We start from the raw sequence: 17,573 nt of genomic DNA, 5'->3' as shown, positions 1-17,573 counted from the left end.
TTATGAATCTGGATATTGAAATTCCGAATAGAAACTTCCATGAATTATGTAATGTCATAAAATGGAAGGAAGCCCCACATACATATAATAAAGAAGAGTTGCAAGCAAAATCAATAGCAGATGTACTTTACAATAACATGACATTCGATTCTGACGATGTACTCAAACATTCCTATTCTTGTGCTCATGGCAAAGAAGGAACGTTCAATTATCTATTATCAGGAAAAAGTGACGAAGAACTGCAAAATGATGTTTCACAAATATATCATTGTTACTCCTGCTATATACTTTTACCTAGTGAATATTATATACTTTCCAACAGGTTACTACGAGAAGGCAACTATTTGCAATGGCTCACTCTACTACAAAACTTAAAACATTTATTTCTGCAATCAGTACTTATTATGGAACTTAAAGCAGAGCAACATTTTCTTGCAATACTTCATAATCTTGAAAAATACCATTTCGAATATCCTAAAACGATGGCTGCCTTGATAAGAGAATATTGGTTCGAATGGAGTCAACAAGTGTCTGTAAATCTCCATTCTTATACACTGAATGAAGACAATGATTATGATAAGAGATTTCTTCAAATTCAAAGACAAGGTGAGCTCAAATACAATGATTGGAAGGCTCATTTAAAAGATCATATAAAAGTGATGTTTGAAAAGTTACAAATATGTTTCACGGAACAGGAACTAACCAGATGGGCAGCAACACTGAAACTGAAACAAAGAGAAAGCAGGAAAGATGTGCATTATGAAGCATATAATAAGTTAACTGAATTAATAAAGGATTATATTATTAATAAGTATAATGCAACCTATTGGGATATAGATACGGGAGACTTTGACTACTTGGTACTCGTGATAGATATACTCCTCAATGATGAAGAGCCAAATGTATCTAAGTTAGAATCGGCTATAAAGACTATCATTAATAATATAAAGAATAATACAAATAAATGGTATCCAACACTGGATTCTAACAGTATTGCTAATCTCAATACAATAATCAATGCAATAACACATATGGGAAATTCTGGCAAATTATTATTAGAAAAGGAATCGAAATTATGCCATATTGTGTATGAGGGATGGAATGCGACGTCAGAGAATAATCTTTATGACAAGTTACAATCAGAATGTTTCATCTTCTGCTGCCAACTACTGCTTGTTAGTGCTTCTGAAGCTTTCAATGATGAAATAGAACGAGAGTTATTTTGGAATAAAGTCACAGAAAGTCTATTTCGCCAAATACATGTCTGCGATAATAAACATTTTATAGAACGATATTACAAACATGTACTGATACTAGCTGCCCTTATCATCAATCAGAAACACAAGGAAGGAGAAATGGAATTCCTGAACAAAATAAAAATGGAAATCATTGATGAGAATATACAAAAAGAAATCATATCGCAAGTTTTACATAAGAAATAGGATTTTCATTTTTTCTGTTTAAAGTTCCTTCTTCTTTCCCATAGTTACAAAAGATTATTCAATAGTACTTAAATAAGGAACGGCACCATAACGTCCTTTTATATAATTACGTTCAAGATTACCATCTCCTCTCGGCTTCGTTCCGTCAGGTAACACTATATGCATCAAACTGTACAAATCTGTAGATTCAGCCTTATCTTTCTCTGTAAACCATAACAGTTTGATTATATGTTGAGAAATCAATGGGTGCATTTTAGCATCCAATTCATCCATCACCAACAACCGACCATGACGTAAAGCTTCAAACAACGGTCCTGCCAGTTCGAAAAGTTTCTGTGTACCTTGTGATTCACAATAATCAAAACGAAAAAGTTGTTTACCTGTTATTTCTCCATCTTTATTATATATATTATGCACAGTAAAAACATCTATCGCTTTTCTGCCTTTTTCTATCTCATGCTCATCGGTTTCTATATCGATGAAACCTAGCTGCAAATCTTTGAAGAATTGTAAAGCATCAACTGATTCTGCTTCTTTATTCAAAAATTGTCTTTCCGTCAAGCCCTCATAACCTTGGCTATTCAATCCAGATATAACATTGTATCCAGAATTAAAAAAATTTAAAACATTTTTGCTGATAGTTCCACCAAGCTGAGCTACCAATGACAGGAACAAACGATTATCATTTGTTCGTTCTTCCCAACCTATACCTTCTGCAAAAAGCATTTCATCAACGCCAATACCTTCTTCATCACGTACGAAATAAGGCAATTCTTTCTTATTCTTTTTACTGATAAACAACCACTCGCGCTCTATTTGTCGCAATGTATAATCAAAGCCATACCTTACACGAGTCTCATCTTATTGGATTTAGAAGCCAAATAATCTCTTAATAAGGCCAGACGTTCATGACACAAAAGCCTGTTGAATTGGGTAGATATCTAATCAGAAAACCCGGGGGATATCATTCTGTATAAAACAAGATTTGCAGTCAAAGAGAAAAAGCGTAAAAAGGTATAAAGAAAAGAGGGTGTACAAGCACCCTCTTTTTCTATACTCTTTTATCCTACAATACTCTTTATATAATCAGACGGACATACATGATAGAAGTCTTTGAACTTCTTTCCAAAGTATTTGGCATCGCAATAGCCCAGTATACCTGCAATATCCGAAATGTTGTACTGCTGGGAGGCCAGCAATTTAAGTGCTTTGTCCATTTTGAATGAATTGATATAGTTTTCGGGAGGGTTGCCCGTAATCTCTCTTATCTTATTATAAAAAGCAGTGCGGCTCATGCCTATATCAACGCTTAATTTATCTATTGTATATTTATCAGTAGAGAGATTTTTCTCCAGGATTTCATTGACTTTATCCATAAATTTCCGGTCGGCATTTTCTGTTTCTATTTCGGCTTTTGTGGAAATCATCGGAGAAATGGCATCTGACAGAAACAGCCTGATCCGTTCGCGTAAGACCATGCGGTTTTCGACAAGCATACGTATGTCTGCCCTAAGTTTACAAATGCTTTCCGTACGCAATCCCAGACGGTCTGCCCCACTCCCTAAATGTGACAAATAGCTTTCGTTATCAAAGGCTCTTAATAGAAGAATGATTGGTATGTATCCTATCGTTTTATCTTCCTTAATTTGAGTGCTAAGTATATCTCCGCTTATTCCATTCACATTGTCGTCAATAATGATAGCATCAGGATTTTGACTGATAGCCGTATCCATTAACAGCTCCGGATTATCAAGAACTGAAACTTGAAAATAGCGTGATAAGGTTTTCTTTAAATAATCACTGAATAACTTATCTGCCATTACTAATAGGATATGGGAAGTTTCTCTCGCTTTAGTGTTTTGTTTATTGCTCTTAGGACTCTCGCAGGAGTCATTTGTTGGAGTCTTCGTTTTTGTAGAAGAATGTCTCAATACCGGGCATGACTGATTCTGACAACGGCAGTCTGTCGGAATGACGATTTGAAAAGTAGCTGCTTTACCATGTCTGCATCCGGTTATTTTTCCGCCATGCAGACGGATGATTTTTCTTACCGTCCATAAATCACTATATCCATACACGGGAAATATAATAGGAATAAAGGGAAACATTTTCTCTGTTCTTTGCCCGGCTATTTCGTTATTGCTAATCTGCAACTGCCAAGAATTTATTGTGTGGGTTACGTTGATTGATATGCAACAGCCTGAATCGGAAATCAAAATCATCTTGTTGATAAGGTGTTGAAGTGCTGCAGTCATTATGTTTTCGTTTATCCTGCAACTGACGCAATCCGAACATTCACCAACAGTCAGCTGTATCTGGCGGGAGTTGGCATAAGCCCGGCATTGATTGACAATGGAAGTAACATAAGTGGAAAGTTCCAAATTTACCGTTGACGTTTTAGGAGGAATTCTCTTATTTACTTTATTTAGAGTTGCAATATTCTGGTTACAATATATGATACATTCGGCATATCCCAGTGCTTCTTCCACTTGTTGGGAAAGAGGTTCAGGGAGGTTGCCTGTTTTGAGTTCTTCCAATTGATTCCGCAGCAATATTAACGGTGTATGTGCTGTATGGAGCATGTTCATGGCAATCTTAAATTTTTCATGCGATAATAACTGCACATTGTATTCTATTATAAGATACGCAAATAGAATCACAAACAGTCCAATACCGAGACTTTCCACAGGGATCGCATATCCAAGCAACGACAAATCGGGTAAAATGATGCCAATAGTTTGTTTGCTGTTTACTAAATTGGCTCCAGGATCTGAAGAGGATAAAGCTCGGAAGCTTACTAATAAATTCAGGTAACAATCATTCATACTAATATCGGATTTGATTAATATTCTACACCTTTCGTAAAACACGCCTGATAATCTTTTAACGTGCTTAAAATCCGATGCAAGTATAAACTTTTCAACGTTCACACAGGAGGTGGTTTCCAACAAAAACAATGGGTGTTTTCTATCAAAAATGGTAACAATGTCTTTTGTTACCGAAATATTAAGAGGGGTATACTATCAAGTCTTCGTTTTACCCCAATAGCCTCTGTTAGTTAATTATTTTCATCATAATAATACGCTCATAATATCATGAAAAAATTAATTGAATCATCAAAACAATAGATTCTATTGAGTCATAAAACTACGTATATAATTAGAAAATTATATATGTAAGTGAGTATCATTTAACCATAAGGAACATATATATCACAGAAATACCTCATCATACAATGAAATATTCTTCGCATCGTAGACATGAGTGACTGCAAATATATCGTCTTTCTTGATTAGTAACCAGTCTCTGTCCTGATCGTCCATATTCGTATGGATAAGGGTAAACAGGCCTTTGAGCTTATGACCATGTAATTTGAATTCAAGTATTCCGTTTTTAATGGCAGCGGAAATGTTACGATTATTACCGACACAAGCATAGGTTCCGCTATCCCATATTTCCACTGTACCCGCTCCATAGTTGCCTTCGGGTATAACTCCCTCAAAGTGTGCGTAACTCAAAGGGTGATCTTCTACTTGTATAGCCAGTCTTTTATCTTTCGGATTCATGGAAGGGCCTTTAGGAACCACCCAGCTTTTCAACACTCCATCCACTTCCAGACGGAAATCGAAATGAAAATGACTGGCTTCATGCTTTTGGACAACAAAAACAGGTATCCGGCTTGGAGTTTCCACTGTATCCGCCGTCGGTTCGGGAGTCTCACTGAATAGTCTTTTTGCCTGGTACTCTTTGAGGTTGCTGAAAGAGGGATCTGCCTGCTTTTCCACCATTTTTGTACTTATTCCTTCATCGGGAGAATTCTTTGCCATAATCTGTATTTTTTCAGGTGAATAAAAAACGAATGATTAATTGTCACAACAATCAGCATATCTGTTTGTTGCCGGAATTCATCTATTTTAATGGCTTTAAAACCGTATTTACGTTTGTTTATAGCAAAAAGCGGGTAAATATGTAACATTGCACATATTTACCCGCTTTCTGCAGGATCTAATTTCTTACTTGCCGGAAATTGAGTCTTTCTTACCTTGCTTATTTACAATAGAAGGACTTCCTTTGTATTCAATATCTCCGCTGCCACTGGCTTTTGCGTCCAACTGTTTGGAAGCGTAACAAGATATATCGCCGGAACCTGAAACTGTAGCAACGACATTAGTAGCCGTCAGCTTGTCGGCACTGATATCACCGGAACCATTCACAGTCAGCATAGCCATTTGAGTGGCACCTTTTATTTTCACGTCACCGGAACCGCTAACTATCGTTTTTACAGTAGTGGCCTTCACATTCTTCACGTCAATATCTCCACTACCTTTTACAAAAGCGGAAAGATTGGTGTATTGCAGATTTTCAGCTTCAATATCTCCGGAACCTGTTATATTCAGATTTAAGTCAGCTCCTTTGATAGTACCTTTCAGATATACATCGGCCGAGCCTTTAATATCGACATTATCCAATGAAGGAGAAGAGGCAATCACTTTCAACCGGCGTTCTCCGCTAAGAATCTTAACGCCTTTCTTTATATTTACCTGTAGCACTCCATTTACTGTAGATACTTCCAACAGGTCAACCAGATTATCCGAACCATATATAGAAACTGTTGTTTTAGAACCATTACTCTGACGATACTCAACGTCGGGACTACCCAGAACTCTGATTGAACTGAAATTGCTCACGTTATTCAGTTCTTTCGTGATATATTTCTTACTAGGAGTAACGGTCTGTGCCTGTATTCCTGTAAAGCACAAGAACATCAGCACCACTAACATAGATGTAACATTAAAACTTTTCATAATTTCTTCTTATTAAATATTCTACTGACAAATATAGGAAGTATATTTCAAAGTATGGCAACTGAAAGAATAATAAATCATTCCTACTTCTTAGTACCTGCATAGTGGGTACAAAATCCCCCATTAAACGTCCTTTTATAAAAGTATAAAAGCAGTTAGATGGAAATGAATAAAAAAAGATTAATCGGGTACCAGTTTGTACTGATGTCTGTGGGCTGCATTCATGCGCAGGAAACGAATGTGTCTGCACAAGAATATAAACTATGGTATGACTGCCCGGCACAGGTATGGACAGAAGCACTACCTTTGGGAAATGGACGCCTGGGAGCCATGGTTTATGGGACACCAGGGACAGAACAAATACAACTAAACGAAGAAACGATCTGGGCAGGACGCCCCAATAACAACGCCAATCCAGACGCGCTGGAGTATATTCCCAAAGTGCGTGAACTTGTTTTTGCCGGAAAATACCTGGAAGCACAGACTCTCGCTACAGAAAAGGTGATGGCAAAGACGAATTCCGGAATGCCATATCAAAGTTTCGGTGATTTGCGAATTGCCTTTCCCGGTCATACCCGTTATTCCAACTATTATCGGGAGTTAAGTCTGGATTCAGCCCGTGTGATGGTGCGTTATGAAGTAGACGGAGTGCAATATCAACGCGAAACGATTACTTCATTTACCGATCAGGTAGTAATGGTGCGCCTGACAGCCAATCGTCCCGGACAAATTACATTTAACGCTCAACTGACTTCGCCTCACCAGGACGTAATGATCGCTTCTGAAGCAGGAAACTGCGTAACTCTTTCAGGAGTATCCTCCTTGCATGAGGGGTTGAAAGGGAAAGTGGAATTTCAAGGCAGATTGACTGCTAAAAATAAAGGTGGAGAAATAGCTTGTGCCGATGGGATACTTTCTGTTGAGAAAGCCGACGAAGCAATCATCTATGTATCTATTGCGACTAATTTCAATAATTATCAAGACATTACCGGTAATCAAGTAGAACGGGCAAAAAACTATTTGGAGAAGGCAATGGTTCATCCATTCATCGAATCGAAAAAGAGCCACGTTGATTTCTACCGGCAATACCTGACACGCGTTTCTCTCGATTTAGGAAAAGACCAATATGCAAATGTGCCAACCGATAAGCGTGTGGAAAATTTCAAGAACACCAATGATGCTCATCTGGTTGCCACTTATTTCCAATTCGGACGTTATCTGTTGATCTGTTCTTCCCAACCGGGAGGACAGCCCGCCAACCTGCAAGGAATCTGGAATGATAAATTATTCCCTTCCTGGGACAGTAAATATACCTGTAACATCAATTTGGAAATGAATTACTGGCCTTCAGAAGTAACGAATCTAAGTGAGTTGAATGAACCGTTATTCCGCTTGATAAAAGAGGTTAGCAATACAGGAAAAGAGACGGCTAAGGTTATGTATGGAGCCAACGGATGGGTATTACATCATAACACGGATATATGGCGCATCACAGGGGCGGTTGATAAAGCTCCTTCAGGTATGTGGCCCAGTGGTGGTGCATGGCTTTGCCGGCATCTCTGGGAACGTTATCTATACACCGGAGATATTGAGTTCCTGCGTTCTGTTTACCCGATACTGAAAGAGTCCGGACGTTTCTTTGATGAAATCATGGTGAAAGAGCCGGTACACAACTGGTTGGTAGTCTGCCCCAGTAATTCACCGGAGAATGTACATTCGGGGAGTGACGGAAAAGCCACTACAGCTGCCGGATGCACCATGGACAACCAATTGGTCTTCGATCTTTGGACAGCAATTATATCTGCTTCTCAAATACTGGACACAGATCAGGAATTTGCCACTCACCTGGCCCAACGTCTCAAAGAAATGGCTCCTATGCAAGTAGGACATTGGGGACAATTACAGGAGTGGATGTTCGACTGGGATGACCCGAAAGATGTACACCGCCACATTTCTCATTTATACGGACTATTCCCCAGCAATCAGATTTCTCCTTATCGTACTCCTGAATTATTCGATGCAGCACGTACTTCTCTGATTCATCGCGGCGACCCGTCGACCGGATGGAGCATGGGATGGAAAGTTTGCCTCTGGGCTCGCCTTCTTGATGGTGACCATGCTTACAAACTGATTACAGATCAGTTGACCCTTGTGCGCAATGAAAAGAAAAAAGGAGGTACCTACCCTAACCTGTTCGATGCGCATCCACCATTCCAGATTGATGGAAACTTCGGTTGTGCCGCAGGTATTGCAGAAATGTTGATGCAAAGTTACGATGGTTTTATTTATCTGCTTCCTGCACTTCCTACCGTCTGGCAGGAAGGTTCTATCAAAGGAATTATTGCACGTGGAGGTTTCGAACTTGATTTGAGCTGGAAAAACGGGAAAGTAAGCCGTCTGGTTGTGAAATCTCATAAGGGAGGTAACTGTCGCTTACGTTCACTCAACCCATTAACAGGCAAGGGTCTGAAGCGTGCCAAAGGTGAAAACCCGAATCCTCTTTATGCCGTTCCCACTATTCCCGAACCATTGATTAACGAAAAGGCAAACCTGAATAAGGTGGAAATTGCAGAGACTTATGTCTATGATCTGCCTACCAAAGCAGGACAAGAATATGTATTGATTGGAAAATAATAACTCGACCGATATGAACAAAAACTTATTAAAACTGATGGTAGCTTGTGGAACGACTTGTTTTCTGGCATGCACAGCACCTCAAAAAGTAGAAACGGAAAAATGGAGTGAACGCATGGCACGCTCCGAAATGAAACGTTTCCCCGAACCCTGGATGATTGAAAAAGCTAAGAAACCACGTTGGGGATATACCCACGGACTAGTAGTGAAATCCATGTTGGAAGAATGGAAACATACCGGAGACAGCACATATTATGATTATGCCAAGATCTATGCGGATAGCTTGATTGATGCCGACGGACGTATCAAAACCATGAAATATCTTTCATTCAATATTGATAACGTCAACGGTGGAAAGATTCTTTTCGATCTTTATGCACAGACCGGAGACGAACGTTATAAAATTGCCATGGATACCTTGCGCAAACAAATGGCAGAGCAGCCCCGTACCAGTGAAGGAGGGTTCTGGCATAAATTGAGATACCCTCATCAAATGTGGCTGGACGGAATCTTTATGGCTTCTCCTTATCTGGTTCAATATGGGGCCACTTTCAACGAACCGGCTTTATTTGACGAAGCAACGAAACAGATTCTTTTAATAAATAGTAAGACTTATGATCCTGCAACAGGATTGTATTATCACGGATGGGATGAAAGCCGGGAACAGAAATGGGCAAATCCCGAAACGGGTTGCTCTCCTAATTTCTGGAGTCGCAGCATCGGATGGTACGGAGCGGCTATCGTAGATGTACTGGACTTCCTGCCACAGGAAACTGCCGGACGCGACAGCATTATACAGATTTTGCAAGGATTGGCAAAAACGCTTGTGAAATATCAGGATCCTCAATCCGGAACCTGGTATCAGGTGACCGATCAGGGAGCACGGGAAGGTAATTATCTGGAGTCATCTGCTACTGCCTTGTTTATCTACACTCTCGCCAAAGCTATCAATAAAGGATATCTTGGCAACGAATATATCGAACCGACAAAGAAAGCCTTTGATGGAATGGTAAAGACATTCACCCGTCTTGAAGAAGATGGTAGCTATACAATCACTAACTGCTGTGCAGTGGCAGGATTGGGCGGAGACTCGAAAAGATACCGTGACGGCTCATTTGAATATTATATCAGTGAACCGATCATAGAGAATGATCCGAAATCGGTCGGTTCATTTATTCTGGCTGCCATTGAATATGAGAAAATGACAGAGAAAAAATAATTTTTAGATACGGATTACACGAATTTCACGGCTTTTGAAATATGACTAGCAACAGCATAATTTGTGTAATCCGTGCCTAATATTCGAAAACAATAAACTAAAAACGATAAAATACAATGAGAAAATTCAAGATTCTTCCTCTCTTATTGCTGTTGCTAACTTTAGTTATCCCGGCAGCGGCACAGAAGAAAACGCAAAAGACGTACATTCCCTGGAACAACGGAAAGCTTGTAGTTTCCGAAGAGGGACGTTACCTGAAACATGAAAACGGTGCTCCTTTCTTTTGGTTAGGCGAAACGGGATGGTTATTACCCGAACGCTTGAACCGGGATGAAGCCGAATATTATCTGGAACAATGTAAACGCCGCGGATATAATGTGATTCAGGTTCAAACATTGAATAATGTTCCGTCTATGAATATCTACGGACAGTATTCGATGATTGACGGATACAACTTCAAAAACATCAATCAAAAAGGTGTATACGGTTACTGGGATCACATGGATTATATTATCCGTACAGCAGCAAAGAAGGGTTTGTATATTGGTATGGTCTGTATTTGGGGAAGTCCTGTGAACCGGGGTGAAATGACTGTTGACCAAGCAAAAGCATACGGTAAGTTTCTGGCAGAACGTTATAAGGACGAACCGAACATTATCTGGTTTATCGGCGGAGACATCCGTGGCGATGTAAAAACCGCCGAATGGGAAGCTCTGGCCACTTCTATCAAAGCTATCGACAAGAATCACCTGATGACATTCCATCCGCGTGGAAGAACAACTTCTGCTACTTGGTTTAACAATGCTCCTTGGTTGGATTTCAATATGTTTCAAAGCGGACACCGCCGCTACGGGCAACGTTTCGGAGACGGTGATTATCCTATCGAAGAAAATACGGAAGAAGATAACTGGCGTTTCGTAGAGCGTAGCTTGGCTATGAAGCCAATGAAACCCGTGATTGACGGTGAACCGATTTACGAAGAAATTCCTCATGGCCTGCATGATGAGAACGAATTGCTCTGGAAAGACTATGATGTACGCCGGTATGCTTACTGGTCGGTATTTGCCGGTTCTTTCGGACATACATACGGTCATAATTCTATCATGCAATTTATCAAACCGGGTGTAGGTGGTGCTTATGGCGCTAAAAAGCCTTGGTATGAAGCACTGGATGATCCGGGTTACAATCAAATGAAGTATCTGAAAAACCTGATGTTGACTTTCCCGTTCTTCGAACGTATACCCGATCAGTCTGTCATCGTAGGACAGAATGGAGAACGTTATGACCGAGCTATCGCTACACGTGGTAATGATTATCTGATGGTATACAACTACACCGGACGTCCGATGGAAGTTGATTTCAATAAGATCAGTGGTGCGAAGAAGAACGCTTGGTGGTTCACTACGAAAGATGGCAAGCTGGAATATATCGGCGAATTTGATAATGGAGTGCACAAATTTCAACATGACAGTGGTTACTGCAGTGGAAACGATCATATCCTGATTGTAGTGGACAGCAGTAAAAACTATATGGAGAAGGACTGGACAGAGTTACCGGATGCACAACAAAAATGGAATAAATAATTATATTATGAGGCACGGATTACACGGATTTCACGGTTGCTTTGCGCAATCATATTTCTAAAAACCGTGTAATCCGTGCCTAAATTTATAGATGAAAACCTACTTATGAATAAAAGAATATTTATATTATTCCTATTTTCCCTTCTGCTCTTTACCGGGTCCATATACGCAGCCATAGGTATCACTGACCTGCGAACAGAACAGTTGAAAAATCCGGCAGGTATCGATGTGCGCCAACCTCGATTGAGTTGGCGCATCGAATCGGATGGACAGAATGTGATACAAACTGCGTATCACATTCTTGTTGCATCTTCCCCGGAGCTATTGGAACAAGGAAAAGGGGATATCTGGGATTCAGGAAAGATTGAATCTGACGCTTCCCAATGGATCGCTTATCAAGGAAAAACGCTAAAGCGTAATGCTCCCTACTATTGGAAAGTGAAAATCGACACCAACAAGGGGACAACAGATTGGAGTACTCCGGCTTTCTGGACTACAGGACTGTTTAATGAAGCAGATTGGCAAGGGCAATGGATTGGTTTGGATAAAGCCGCTCCCGGAGACAGCGAAACACAATGGAGCCGCTTGGCAGCCCGCTATCTCCGCAAAGAATTTGCATTGAAGAAAGAAGTGAAACGTGCCACAGTACACATTGCCGGAATGGGATTGTATGAACTGTTTATCAACGGACAACGTATCGGCAATCAAGTTCTGGCTCCTGCTCCTACCGACTATCGGAAAACGCTTCTGTACAACACCTATGATGTCACATCGTTGCTTCAAACAGAGAATGCTATTGGAGTAACTCTCGGAAATGGTCGTTTCTATACGATGCGCCAAAACTATAAACCGTATAAGATACCGACTTTCGGCTATCCTAAGCTTCGGTTGAATCTGATTGTGGAATATGCAGACGGCAGCAAAGAAACGATTGCTTCAAACACCACTTGGAAATTGACAACTGACGGTCCTATCCGTAGCAATAATGAATACGATGGTGAAGAGTACGACGCCCGTAAAGAGTTAGGAAACTGGACTCAAACCGGGTATGATGACAAAAACTGGATGCCGGCACAACGTGTGAGCATTCCTTCGGGAACATTGCGTGCGCAAATGATGCCCGGTATGAAAGTCACAGAAACGTTGAAACCTGTTTCCATTAAAAAGCTCGGCAATAAATATATCTTGGATATCGGTCAGAATATGGCAGGATGGGTACGTTTCCGAGTTAAAGGACAGGTTGGTGACAGTATCCGCCTCCGTTTCGCAGAAAGTCTGCAAAGCAATGGTGAACTTTACACCAGAAATTTTAGGGATGCCCGTTCTACAGATGTATATGTTGTCAGTGGACGCGAAACAAAAGATGCTACCTGGGCACCTCGTTTTATCTATCATGGATTTCGCTATGTAGAAGTTAGCGGTTATCCGAATGCGAAGGCTGAAGATTTCGTTGCTGAGGTAGTAGAAGATGAAATGGAGCATACCGGAACTTTCAACTGTTCTGACGAGACTCTGAATAAGATTATCCGTAATGCATTCTGGGGAATCCGGAGTAATTATAAAGGTATGCCGGTAGACTGTCCACAACGAAATGAGCGCCAGCCATGGTTGGGCGACCGTACCATGGGGTGTTGGGGAGAGAGTATGCTTTTCGATAATTATGCCATGTACACCAAATGGACGCGTGACATTCGCGAAGCACAACGTGAAGATGGCTGTATTCCTGATGTGGCTCCGGCATACTGGAATTATTACTCGGATAATGTGACTTGGCCTGCCGCTTTACCTATGGCCTGCGACATGCTTTTCACAAACTTTGGAGACAAACGTCCGATCGAGGAGAATTATCCGGCTATCAAAAAATGGGTATCTCATATCCGCGAATACTACATGACAGAGGAATATATCATCACCAAAGATAAATATGGTGACTGGTGTGTTCCACCCGAATCACTGGAGTTGATTCACAGTAAAGACCCATCCCGCAAGACTGATGGAGATTTGATCTCAACCGCTTATTATCTAAAGGTACTGCAACTGATGCACCGCTTTGCAAGTCTGCAAGGACTGGAAGCTGACGCAAAAGAATGGGAAGATTTGGAACATCGCATGAAAGATGCATTCAACGCCCGTTTCCTACACGTAAAAGAAAGCACCTCACTCGTGCCGGGACATGCCTTATATCCGGATAGTATTTTCTATGGCAACAACACGGTTACTGCCAATATTTTGCCACTTGCCTTCGGACTGGTTCCTAAAAATCAGATCAATGCGGTAGCCCAAAATGCTGTGGCTTCTATTATTACGACCAATAAAGGACATATAAGTACCGGAGTAATCGGCGTACAATGGTTATTGCGTGAATTGAGCCGCCGTGGACATGCCGATGTAGCTTATTTACTGGCTACCAATAAAACATATCCTTCTTGGGGATATATGGTTGAAAAAGGTGCTACCACTATTTGGGAATTATGGAATGGTGATACAGCCAATCCTGAAATGAACAGTGGTAATCACGTGATGCTTTTAGGCGATTTATTACCTTGGTGTTTCAATAATCTGGCAGGTATTCGTGCAGACCGCTGGAAGTCCGGTTACAAACATATCGTTTTCCAACCGGCTTTTGAAATCCAGGAGTTAAGCAATGTGGATGCATCATACATGAGCATCTACGGGAAAATAACCAGTCGGTGGGCAAAGACTCCTATTCATCTGGAATGGGACATCGAGCTTCCTGCCAATACAACAGGTGAAGTGCACCTACCGGATGGACGGAAGGAAAAGATCGGATCGGGAAAATATCACTTCAGTGTAGACATCCCTACCCGGAATACGGCTATTCTAAGTGATGAATTCCTGTACGAGAAAGCTTCTTTCCCCGAATGTCACGGAGCTACGATTGTAGAATTGAAGAACGGTGATCTCGTAGCTTCTTTCTTCGGAGGAACCAAAGAACGCAATCCGGATTGTTGCATCTGGGTATGTCGTAAGCCGAAAGGTTCCAAAGAATGGACTGCCCCCAAACTTGCCGCTGACGGTGTGTTCTTGCTCAAAGATTCACAAGCTGCATTGGCTGGAATCGATTCAACTTGTACACCTGTGAAAGATGAGAAAGGAAAACTTATTGCCCGCAGAAAAGCTTGTTGGAATCCGGTTCTTTTCCAGATTCCCGGAGGTGACTTGATTCTGTTCTATAAAATAGGTCTGAAAGTGAGTGACTGGACAGGATGGCTGGTTCGTTCACGTGACGGAGGAAAGACTTGGAGCAAACGCGAACCGCTTCCGGAAGGTTTTCTTGGACCTATTAAGAATAAGCCGGAATATATCAATGGGCGTATCATCTGTCCTTCCAGTACGGAAGGAAGTAACGGATGGCGTATTCACTTCGAGATTTCCGATGATAAAGGCAAGACCTGGAAGATGGTAGGTCCACTGGATGCCGAGTTATCCGTCCCCACCCAAAACCGCAAAAAAGGTGGCATGAATGTGGACGATCAAGAAGGAGGAGAAGCGATCAGAGGAGAAGGAGCCAAACCTGTTTATGCGATACAACCTAGTATTCTGAAGCATAAAGACGGGAGATTACAGGTACTCTGCCGTACACGTAATGCACAAGTAGCAACTGCATGGAGCAGCGATAATGGTGATACGTGGAGTAAAGTAACGCTGCTGGATGTTCCGAATAATAATTCCGGAACGGATGCTGTGACAATGAAAGACGGCAGACACATACTTATCTACAATAATTTCTCTACATTACCCGGAACTCCGAAAGGTCCGCGTACTCCGCTTTGTGTAGCCGTATCAGAAGATGGCATCAACTGGAAGCCTGTTCTTACATTGGAAGACAGTCCGATCAGCCAATACTCTTATCCTAGTATTATCCAGGGAAAAGACGGAAAACTGCATGCCATTTACACTTGGCGTCGCCAACGAATTAAATATGCAGAGATAGATTCGACGAAGTTTTAAATTGAACCGTCATCTGAATAAAATCGACCGCTCCTTTGTCCGCAAAAGAGCGGTCGATTCTTTGTATTTATCCATTTTATATTTTACATTTGCCAATAAATAAAAAAGAACGATGGCAGATAATTATATAGAAAGACAACAGGAACAATATGAAGCCAGAAAGGCTGCTTGGAAACAAGCACAGAAATATGGTAAGAAGAAATCTACAACAGTTCATCCGGCTGAATCGGCTTCGTGTACTCCAATGACCTCCAAATCAGCCCCCTCCAAAAGAAGAGTATTTATAACAGGAGGAGCGGAAGGAATAGGCAAGGCAATGGTAGAAGCTTTTTGCCTGTCCGGCAATCAAGTCGCTTTTTGTGATATAAATGAAATAGCGGGACAAGAGACTGCAAAAGCAACCGGATCTATATTCCATAAAGTCGATGTCAGCGATAAGGATGCACTTGAAAGTTGCATGCAACGTATTCTTTCCGATTGGAAGGATATTGATATCATTGTCAACAACGTCGGTATCAGTCAATTTTCGTCGATCACCGAAACGAGCGTAGAGGATTTCGACAAAATTCTTTCTATCAATCTACGCCCTGTATTTATCACCTCCCGCCTGCTTGCCATACATCGTAAAGAGCAGTCCTCTCCTAACCCATACGGCCGGATTATCAATATCTGCTCCACACGTTACCTGATGAGTGAACCGGGAAGTGAAGGTTATGCAGCTTCGAAAGGCGGTATCTATTCTTTAACTCATGCATTGGCTTTATCATTATCCGAATGGAATATCACCGTCAACTCTATTGCTCCGGGATGGATACAAACTCATGATTATGACCAACTCCGACCGGAAGATCATTCACAACATCCTTCGCGACGGGTAGGCAAACCGGAAGATATTGCCCGTATGTGTTTGTTTCTCTGTGAAAAAAACAATGATTTCATCAATGGAGAAAATATCACGATTGACGGAGGAATGACGAAAAAGATGATTTATCCGGAGTAACTTGAGATGATATTATTACCTCTGTAACAGATATAATAATATCTATTATTGCCCAATATTATATTTATCAGATACAATGATATGTCTTTATCATATCATTAATCACCATGAGACTCTTGCAACACGCTTCGGGTAACTTCCACTCCTGTCTTCACTATCGAAGCTGCATGATGAAACTCCAACATATCATAGGTATCGCCGGACATCTGAATTAAGATATCCGGCTGACAACGCTCTATCTGGTAACGAGTGATTTGTTGCATCATCATTCTTGAAGATTCTGTCAATAGATTATAAGGAGATATTTTCTTTTTCTTTCCGGAATCGAGGGGTGCATTCACATCGACAGCTATCAGGATATCTCCTTCAATGCGTTTTACATGAGCCAATGGAAGAGGATTCAGAATGCCTCCGTCAATCAGAACCATGCCGTCTTTTCTCAATGGACGGAAAAGCATGGGGATGGAAATAGATGCACGGATAGCTTCATGTAAGCTCCCCCTGTCAAACCTCACTTCCTGATCGCGGACAATATCCGTAGCCATTGCTACATAAGGGACAGGCAGGTCTTCAATATTCATGTCCGGAATAATATGTTTCAGTTCTTTGATAAAACGGTCACCTTTCACCAATCCATCCCGGCTTAAGGTAATATCCGCCAATTCCCACATCTTACGTTTATCCCAACTATATAGCCATTCCTTACATTCTTCCATCTTTCCTGAAGCGTACATCGCCCCCACCATAGCTCCCATCGAGCTTCCTGCAATAGAGGTGATCTCAAAATTGTGACGAAGCAATTCTTCAATTACTCCTATATGTGCTATCCCACGTGCTCCTCCCATAGAAAGGACCAATGCTACTTTTTGCTTATCCATATCATCTACATTTCAAATAGTTATCTACAAAATAACACAT

General features: G+C 41.1%; 10 protein-coding genes and 1 pseudogene. 6 read left to right on the top strand and 5 right to left on the bottom strand.

Features of this window, described 5'->3' with window-relative positions; genetic code table 11:
* Nucleotides 1–2: 2 nt before the first annotated feature.
* A complete protein-coding gene (locus tag AB3G73_RS04015) occupies nt 3–1,442 on the top strand; it encodes a hypothetical protein (protein ID WP_367743003.1) in 1,440 nt (479 codons plus the stop codon).
* Nucleotides 1,443–1,496: 54 nt separating this feature from the next.
* Here the strand turns inward: AB3G73_RS04015 and AB3G73_RS04010 are convergent.
* The 4 genes and pseudogenes from AB3G73_RS04010 to AB3G73_RS03995 form a co-directional block, all read right to left on the bottom strand.
* Nucleotides 1,497–2,288 (bottom strand): annotated as a pseudogene (locus tag AB3G73_RS04010) (ATP/GTP-binding protein); the annotation flags it as partial.
* A gap of 215 nt (nt 2,289–2,503) precedes the next feature.
* Nucleotides 2,504–4,267: a helix-turn-helix domain-containing protein gene (locus AB3G73_RS04005; protein ID WP_367743001.1), complete on the bottom strand. Its 1,764-nt coding sequence runs from the start codon at nt 4,265–4,267 to the stop codon at nt 2,504–2,506.
* 387 nt (nt 4,268–4,654) lie between these two features.
* A complete protein-coding gene (locus tag AB3G73_RS04000; RefSeq protein WP_367742999.1) occupies nt 4,655–5,269 on the bottom strand; it encodes a DNA polymerase ligase N-terminal domain-containing protein in 615 nt (204 codons plus the stop codon).
* Nucleotides 5,270–5,455: 186 nt separating this feature from the next.
* Entirely contained in the window at nt 5,456–6,247 is a 792-nt protein-coding gene (locus tag AB3G73_RS03995) for a head GIN domain-containing protein (RefSeq protein ID WP_195650385.1), read from the bottom strand.
* A gap of 165 nt (nt 6,248–6,412) precedes the next feature.
* Here AB3G73_RS03995 and AB3G73_RS03990 point away from each other — a divergent pair, with 165 nt between their 5' ends.
* From AB3G73_RS03990 to AB3G73_RS03970, 5 genes are all read left to right on the top strand, one after another.
* Nucleotides 6,413–8,881 carry a glycoside hydrolase N-terminal domain-containing protein gene (locus AB3G73_RS03990; protein ID WP_367742997.1) on the top strand — a complete coding sequence of 823 codons (2,469 nt, stop codon included), beginning with the start codon at nt 6,413–6,415 and terminating at the stop codon, nt 8,879–8,881.
* 13 nt (nt 8,882–8,894) lie between these two features.
* Nucleotides 8,895–10,100 (top strand): glycoside hydrolase family 105 protein, encoded by a 1,206-nt coding sequence (locus AB3G73_RS03985; protein ID WP_367742995.1) that lies wholly within the window; start codon nt 8,895–8,897, stop codon nt 10,098–10,100.
* A gap of 116 nt (nt 10,101–10,216) precedes the next feature.
* Complete coding sequence (locus AB3G73_RS03980) at nt 10,217–11,683, top strand: glycoside hydrolase family 140 protein (RefSeq protein WP_217722575.1); 1,467 nt, start codon at nt 10,217–10,219, stop codon at nt 11,681–11,683.
* 105 nt (nt 11,684–11,788) lie between these two features.
* A complete protein-coding gene (locus tag AB3G73_RS03975) occupies nt 11,789–15,655 on the top strand; it encodes a family 78 glycoside hydrolase catalytic domain (RefSeq protein ID WP_367742991.1) in 3,867 nt (1,288 codons plus the stop codon).
* 112 nt (nt 15,656–15,767) lie between these two features.
* Nucleotides 15,768–16,655 carry an SDR family NAD(P)-dependent oxidoreductase gene (locus tag AB3G73_RS03970; protein ID WP_367742989.1) on the top strand — a complete coding sequence of 296 codons (888 nt, stop codon included), beginning with the start codon at nt 15,768–15,770 and terminating at the stop codon, nt 16,653–16,655.
* A gap of 98 nt (nt 16,656–16,753) precedes the next feature.
* Here AB3G73_RS03970 and AB3G73_RS03965 read toward each other — a convergent pair whose 3' ends face one another.
* Nucleotides 16,754–17,533: a patatin-like phospholipase family protein gene (locus AB3G73_RS03965; RefSeq protein ID WP_367742987.1), complete on the bottom strand. Its 780-nt coding sequence runs from the start codon at nt 17,531–17,533 to the stop codon at nt 16,754–16,756.
* Between the last annotated feature and the right edge of the window lie 40 nt (nt 17,534–17,573).

Origin of the sequence: Bacteroides sp. L008, from assembly GCF_040812255.1 — a bacterium.
Classification (GTDB): domain Bacteria; phylum Bacteroidota; class Bacteroidia; order Bacteroidales; family Bacteroidaceae; genus Bacteroides; species Bacteroides vicugnae.
The sequence above is the reverse complement of the archived record's forward strand: the minus strand, read 5'-3'. Positions and strand labels throughout refer to the sequence as shown.